The organism is Kitasatospora sp. NPDC001603 (genome assembly GCF_040298365.1).
Classification (GTDB): Bacteria; Actinomycetota; Actinomycetes; order Streptomycetales; family Streptomycetaceae; genus Kitasatospora.
On the sequence record NZ_JBEPAA010000150.1, the window covers coordinates 1 to 6,811 of the forward strand.

Genomic DNA, 6,811 nt, shown 5'->3' on the forward strand with positions numbered 1-6,811 from the left:
CGTTCTTCCCGCACACCCACCACCGGGTGGCCGCCGCGATCTTCCACCTGGACGACGCCCCGGAGGAGAGGGGCTGCGTGCGGATCGTCCCGAGCCGGTGGCTGCCCGGGATGGCCCGGATTCCGGGCCGGACACCGAGGCGCGCCCCGGGGAGGCGGACGCGCTGCCGCTGGCCCGGATCGGGGTCGCCGACGGCCTGTTCGCCGCCGTGCTGGCAGCCCGGGCGGGGGTGCTGGTGCCGGCCGGCCGGACGGCGGAGTTCCTCGCCCCCTATCCGGTGGCCGCGCTCGGCGATGAGGGGCTGGCGGAGCTGCTGGACCGGCTCGGCCTGCCCACCGTCGGGGCGTTCGCCGCGCTGCCCGCCGAGGCGGTCGCGGACCGCTTCGGCCCGGCGGGCACGGCCGCCCACCGGCTGGCCCGGGGGCTGCAGCCGCGCCCGCTGGTGCCGCGGACGGAGGGGCCGGACCTCTCCGTCGAGCAGTGCTTCGACCCGCCGGAGGCGCTCGCCGAACCGCTGGTGTTCGTCGCCCGCACCCTGGCCGAGCAGTTGCACCAGCGGCTCGCCGGGGCAGGTCTGACCTGCCAGCGGGTCGCCGTCGAGGTGGCCTGCGCGGACGGGCGGACCGTCTCGCGGCTCTGGCGGCACGAGGGCCGGCTGTCGGCGGCGGCGCTCGCCGAGCGCGTCCGCTGGCAGCTCCAGGCCTGGCAGGGCGCGGGGACGTTCGCCGTGCCGGACGGCGGGCCGTCGCACGACGCGGGGTTCACCGCCCTGCGGCTCGTACCCGACGACCTCTCGCCCGACCAGGGCCGGCAGCTGGCGCTCTGGGGGCAGGCGGTCGCGGACGACCGGGTGGAGCGGGCGGTGGCCCGGGTCCAGGCGGTGCTCGGGCACGCCGGGCTGCGCCGGATCGAACCGGCCGGCGGGCGGGGACCGGGCGAGCAGGTGGTCCGGGTGCCGTGGGGCGAGCCGTACGACCCGGCGGCGCCGGCCGACGCGCCCTGGCCGGGGCGGCTGCGGGACGTCTGGCCGGCCGTGGTGCACCGCGCCCCGGTGCCGGTCGCGGTGCTGGACACGGCCGGGCGGCCGGTGAACGTGGACGGCCGGGCGGGGGTGTCGGCCCGGCCGGCCCGGATCGCGGTGCGCGGTCGGGACCTGGTGGTCGACGGCTGGACCGGACCCTGGCCGGCGGTCGAGTACTGGTGGGACCAGGCGCGCGCCCGCCGCCGGGCACGTTTCCAGGTCACGGTGGCGGACGGGCGGGCGCTGCTGCTCACGGTGGAGAACGGCGAGTGGTTCCTGGAGGCCGGTTACGACTGACGGAGCACGGCGGCGGTGCGGCAGGGACGGAGCGGCAGGGACGGAGCACGGCAGGGAGGGGCCGGCGAGGAGAGGCCGGCGGGGAGCACGGCAGGGGGGCAGGACACGAGCGAGAGACCGAAGGCGACAACCCCCGATGGGATTCACCAGCCACCCCGCGCTCCCCTGGAGCGAGCTGCACCGACGCCTGGCCGGTGGCCGGCCGGGCCCGGCCGCCGGCCAGGTGGTGCCGATCCGCCGCCGGGCCGAGGACCGCGGCCCCGGGCCGGCCGGGCCGACCGGCGATCCGGCCTGGGCGGAACTGCACGTCCACTCGGCCTTCAGCTTCCTCGACGGTGCCAGCGACCCCGAGGAGCTGGTCGCGGAGGCCGCCCGGCTGGGCGTCGAGGTGCTCGCGCTCACCGACCACGACGGCCTCTACGGCGCGGTCCGCTTCGCCGAGGCGGCCCGCGAGGCGGGCGTCGGCACGGTGTTCGGCGCCGAGTTGACGCTGCGCCGCGACCAGGAGGTGGAGCACCTGCTCGTCCTGGCCCGCGACCCGGCCGGCTACCGCCGGCTCTCCGCGGCGATCGGCGCCGCCCAGCTGGCGGGCGGGGCCAAGGGCCGTCCGGCGTACGACTTCGCCGCGCTCGCCGACGCGCACGACGGCCACTGGGCGGTGCTCACCGGCTGCCGCCTCGGCCGGGTCCCGGCCGCCCTGGCCGCCGGAGCCGCCGCATCCGCTCCCGGCGCCGGAGCCGCCGGATCCGCCCTGGCCGCTGGAGCCACCGGGGGCGGGGCCCGCGCGGACACCTCCCGGGACGTCGACGGGGCCGAGCGCCGGCTGCGCACCCTCACCGAGGCGTTCGGCCGCGAGAACGTCCACGTCGAGCTGATCGATCAGTGGCTGCCCGGCGACGACCTGCGCAACGACGCCCTCGCCGCGCTGGCGGCCCGGCTCGGCCTCCCCGTCGTCGCCTCCACCAACGCGCACCACGCGGGCCCGGCCCAGGGCCGGCTGGCCCAGAGCCTGGCCGCCCTGCACGAGCGCCGGACGCTCCAGGACGCGGCGGGCTGGACGCAGGCGGCCGGCACCGCGCACCTGCGCTCGGGCCGCGAGATGGCGGCCCGGCTGGCCCGCTTCCCGGGGGTGCGGCAGGCCACCGTCGACCTGGCCCGGGCCTGCGCGTTCGACTTCACCCGGCTCGACCCGGAGCTGCCCGGCTTCCCCGTCCCGCCCGGCCACACCGAGATCAGCCATCTGCGCGCGCTGGTCGCCGCCGGCGGCCCGGCCCGCTTCGGGCCCGGGAACGCGGCCGCCCGCCGGCAGCTCGGCAAGGAACTGGACGTCATCGAGGACCTGGAGCTGGCCGGGTACTTCCTGATCGTCCACGACATCGTCGACTTCTGCCGCCGGGAGTCCATCTGGTGCCAGGGCCGGGGGTCGGCGGCCAACTCGGCGGTCTGCTACGCGCTCGGCATCACCGCCGTCGACCCGATCCACTACCGGCTGCTGTTCGAACGCTTTCTCTCCGTCGCCCGGGACGGCCCGCCCGACATCGACCTGGACATCGAGCACCGCCGCCGCGAGGAGGTCATCCAGTACGTCTACCGCCGCTACGGGCGCGAGCACGCCGCCCAGGTCGCCAACGTGATCACCTACCGGCCCCGGCTGGCGCTGCGCGACGCGGCCCGGGTGCTCGGCTACCCGCAGGGGCAGGTGGACGCCTTCAGCCGGCAGAGCGACTTCCGCTCCGCGCCCGGCCCGGACGCCGTCATCCCCGCCGACGTGCTCGCCCTGGCCGGTCAACTGCACGGCCTGCCGCGCCACCTGGGCATCCACTCGGGCGGCATGGTGCTCACCAGGGAGCCGATCGCCGAGATCTGCCCGACCGAGTGGGCCCGGATGCCGGGGCGGTCGGTGCTGCAGTGGGACAAGGACTCCACGGCCGGTGCCGGACTGGTCAAGATCGACCTGCTGGGCCTCGGCATGCTCTCCGCCCTGCACGACACCTGCGACCTGATCGCCGAACACCACGGCGCGCACTACGACCTGGCGACCATCCCGGTCGACGACGCGGGCGTGTACGCGATGCTGCGCCGGGCCGACACGGTCGGTGTCTTCCAGGTCGAGTCGCGCGCCCAGATGGCGACCCTGCCGCGGCTCAAGCCGGACCACTTCTACGACTTGGTGGTCGAGGTGGCGCTGATCCGCCCGGGCCCGATCCAGGGCGGCTCGGTCCATCCGTACCTGCGCCGCCGGGCCGGGGTCGAACCGGCCGGCTGCCCGCACCCGTTGATGGAGAACGCGCTCGGCAAGACCCTCGGGGTGCCGCTGTTCCAGGAGCAGATGATGCAACTGGCCATCGACTGCGCCGGGTTCACCCCCGCCGAGGCGGACCGGCTGCGCCAGGCGATGGGCTCCAAGCGCTCGCACGAGCGGGTCGCCCGGCTGCGCGAGCGGCTGCTGGGCGGCATGGCCGAACGCGGCATCCCGCCGGAGACCGCCGAGGACGTCTACGTCAAGATCGAGGCCTTCTCCCACTACGGCTTCCCGGAGAGCCACGCGATCAGCTTCGCCCACCTGGTGTACGCGAGCGCCTGGCTCAAGTACCACTACCCGGCCGCCTTCACCTGTGCGCTGCTGGCCAACCAGCCGATGGGCTTCTACGCGCCGCTCAGCCTGATCTCGGACGCCCGGCGGCACGGCGTACGGGTGCGCGGGGTGGACGTCAACGCCAGTGGGGCCCGGCCGACCCTGGAGCCGTACCGGGGGCCGACCCCGGAGCCGCCGCTCACCGCCGGCAAACCGCAGGCGGCCATCCGGCTCGGGCTGGACACCGTGCGCGGGGTCGGCACCCCGCAGGCCGAGGCGATCGCGGCCGGGCAGCCGTACGCCGACCTGGAGGACTTCGCGCGGCGCACGGGCCTGCCCGCGCCGGTCCTGGAGGCCCTCGCCGCGGCGGGCGCGTTCGGCTGCTTCGGGCTGGGCCGGCGTCAGGCGCTCTGGGCCGCCGGGGCGTTCGCCGGAGTGTCGACGGCGCTGATCCCCGGCACCACGCCCGGCACCGAGGCCCCGCCGCTGCCCGAGATGACCCCGGTGGAGGAGACCATCGCCGACCTCTGGGCCACCGGGGCCTCCGCCACCAGCCACCCCGTCCAGCACCTGCGCGCGCACCTGGAGCGCGGCGGCGCACTGACCGCCGCCCAGCTGCCGGGGGTGGAACCCGGCTCGGCGGTGGTGGTCGGCGGACTGGTGACGCACCGCCAGCGGCCGCCGACGGCGGGCGGTGTGCTGTTCCTCAGCCTGGAGGACGAGACCGGCCTGATCAACGTGATCTGCAGCCGCCCGGTCTGGGAGTCCCAGCGCCGCACCGCCCTGGACCGGGCCGGCCTGCTGGTGCACGGTCACGTCGAACGGGACCGCGGGGCCACCAACCTGGTCGCCACCCGGCTCACCCCGCTGCGCCTGGGCACCTGACCCGGGGGCGCCGGTGACGGCTGGCCGGTCAGCCGTCCGACACCGGCCCGGTGGCGCCGTCCGGTGCCGCCGCGGGCTGCGGGTGCAGGATCTCGCGGGCCTGCTCGGCGGACCGGGCGATGCTCTCGGAGACGAAGTCGAGGAAGCGGGCGATGTTTTCGAGGCGGGCGCCGGCCGGCGTGCCGGCGTCGAGCACGCCGACGCCCTGGCGTGCGGTCTCGGCGATCTGGGCGGTGGAGCGGGCGCTGGCGATCATCGACTGGTACCAGATGTCGTTGTCGACGAGGTAGCGCTCCCGGCGGCGCTCGTCCCGCTCCCGGCGGATGAAGCCCTGGGCGTCGAGGAACGTGATCGCCTTGGAGACGGATGCCGGGCTGACCTGGAGGCGCTGGACGAGTTCGGACGCGGTGAGGCTGCCCGAGTCGGTGAGGCAGAGGCAGGCCATCACCCGGGCCATCATCTGGGGCATGCCCGACTGCAGCATCGCGGTGGTGAACACCTCCTCGTACGCGCGCACCGCGTCGGCGTCGCGGCCGTGCTCCTGCGGGACGGCGGCGGGGTCCCGGGGCGCCGCCTGCCGGCGGCGGGCGCGGTGCCCGGTGGCGCGCTGGGCCAGGTCGGCGCGGTAGCCGCTGGGGCCGCCGTTGCGCATCACCTCGCGCGTGATCGTCGAGGTCGGGCGGTCGAGCCGCCTGGCGATCTCGGCGTAGGGGAGGCCGTCGGCCAGCCCGAGCGCGATCTGCTGGCGTTCCTGCTGGGTGAGCCTGCCTCCGGGCATCGCGGTCTCCTTCGGGGTGGGTAGTGCGCCGAGCATAGCGTTCACTCTCAATCCATTGCAACGAATCGATAGCGGCTCGTTGCATTAGGCGCGAAATCATTGCAATGAAATCACCGCAACTACCTGCGGAGATGGGATTCTGACGCAACGAGCCTGTTGCCAACATTGTGAATGCAACGTAGCTTTTCCCTCATCGGAAACGACGGGCCGACCGAGTGCCCGCCGCCGCAGAAGGAGAAGAACGATGCAGAAGTTCGCCACCACCACCCCGATCGCCGCCGTCCTCGACATCCCCGCCGGCAGCGTCCGGCTGATCGCCGCCGACCGCAGCGACACCACCGTCGAGGTCCTCCCCGCGAACGCCGCCAAGGGCGCCGACGTGAAGGCCGCCGAGCGGATCACGGTCGAGTACACCGACGGCGTCCTGCGGATCGCCGCCGCCCCGGCCGCCCACCGCCTCCTCGGCCAGTCCGGCGCCGTCGAGGTCACCGTCCAGCTCCCCGCCGGCTCCCGGATCCAGGCGAAGACGGCCGCCGCCGACCTGCGGGGCGTCGGACGCCTGGGCGATGTCACCCTCGACGGCGCCCAGGGCTCGGTCAAGCTCGACGAGACCGCGAACGCCCACCTCACCCTCCTCGCGGGCGACATCACCGTCGGCCGGCTGGGCGGCTCCGCGCAGCTCAGCACCCGCAAGGGCGACCTGCGGATCACCGAGGCCACCGGCGGCACCCTCGACCTGCGCACCGACGCCGGCGCCATCGAGATCGGCGCCGCCCGCGGCGTCTGCGCCACCCTCGACGCCGGCACCGCCCACGGCCGGATCCACAACACCCTCCAGAACACCACCGGCACCGACGCCGCACTCACCATCCGCGCCACCACCTCCTACGGCGACATCACCGCCCGCAGCCTCTGAACCGCCCGCAGCCCCCGCACCACCCGCAGCCTCCGAACCGCTCACAGCCCCCGCACCACTGTTCGCAGCCTCTGAAGGAGCACCTCTCATGACCGACCTGGCCATCGCGGCGAACGGGCTGCGCAAGTCCTACGGCGACAAGAGCGTCCTCGCCGGGATCGACCTCGCCGTCCCCGAAGGAACGGTGTTCTCCCTGCTCGGCCCGAACGGGGCCGGCAAGACCACCGTCGTCAAGATCCTCTCCACCCTGATCGGGGCCGACGGCGGACAGGCCCGGGTGGCGGGCCACGACATCGCCACCGCGCCGCAGGCGGTGCGCGCCGCGATCGGTGTCACCGG

The 6,811-nt window shown here is 75.4% G+C and carries 5 protein-coding genes; 4 read left to right on the forward strand and 1 reads right to left on the reverse strand.

The features are described from left to right. Positions 1-97 precede the first annotated feature (97 nt). Both ABT263_RS38255 and ABT263_RS38260 read left to right on the forward strand, forming a co-directional pair. Positions 98-1,318 carry a DNA polymerase Y family protein gene (locus ABT263_RS38255; protein ID WP_352298437.1) on the forward strand — a complete coding sequence of 407 codons (1,221 nt, stop codon included), beginning with the start codon at positions 98-100 and terminating at the stop codon, positions 1,316-1,318. A gap of 136 nt (positions 1,319-1,454) precedes the next feature. Beyond that, positions 1,455-4,778 carry an error-prone DNA polymerase gene (locus ABT263_RS38260; RefSeq protein ID WP_352298440.1) on the forward strand — a complete coding sequence of 1,108 codons (3,324 nt, stop codon included), beginning with the start codon at positions 1,455-1,457 and terminating at the stop codon, positions 4,776-4,778. A gap of 28 nt (positions 4,779-4,806) precedes the next feature. Here ABT263_RS38260 and ABT263_RS38265 read toward each other — a convergent pair whose 3' ends face one another. Then, positions 4,807-5,556, reverse strand: coding sequence for a helix-turn-helix domain-containing protein (locus ABT263_RS38265; protein WP_352298443.1), 750 nt, complete (start codon positions 5,554-5,556; stop codon positions 4,807-4,809). Between the two features lie 244 nt (positions 5,557-5,800). On the opposite strand from ABT263_RS38265, the gene ABT263_RS38270 reads away from it, so the two are divergent. Then, positions 5,801-6,472 carry a DUF4097 family beta strand repeat-containing protein gene (locus tag ABT263_RS38270; protein WP_352298446.1) on the forward strand — a complete coding sequence of 224 codons (672 nt, stop codon included), beginning with the start codon at positions 5,801-5,803 and terminating at the stop codon, positions 6,470-6,472. Between the two features lie 58 nt (positions 6,473-6,530). Further along, the coding region (locus ABT263_RS38275) for an ATP-binding cassette domain-containing protein (RefSeq protein ID WP_352298449.1) at positions 6,531-6,811 on the forward strand (281 nt) is incomplete at its 3' end.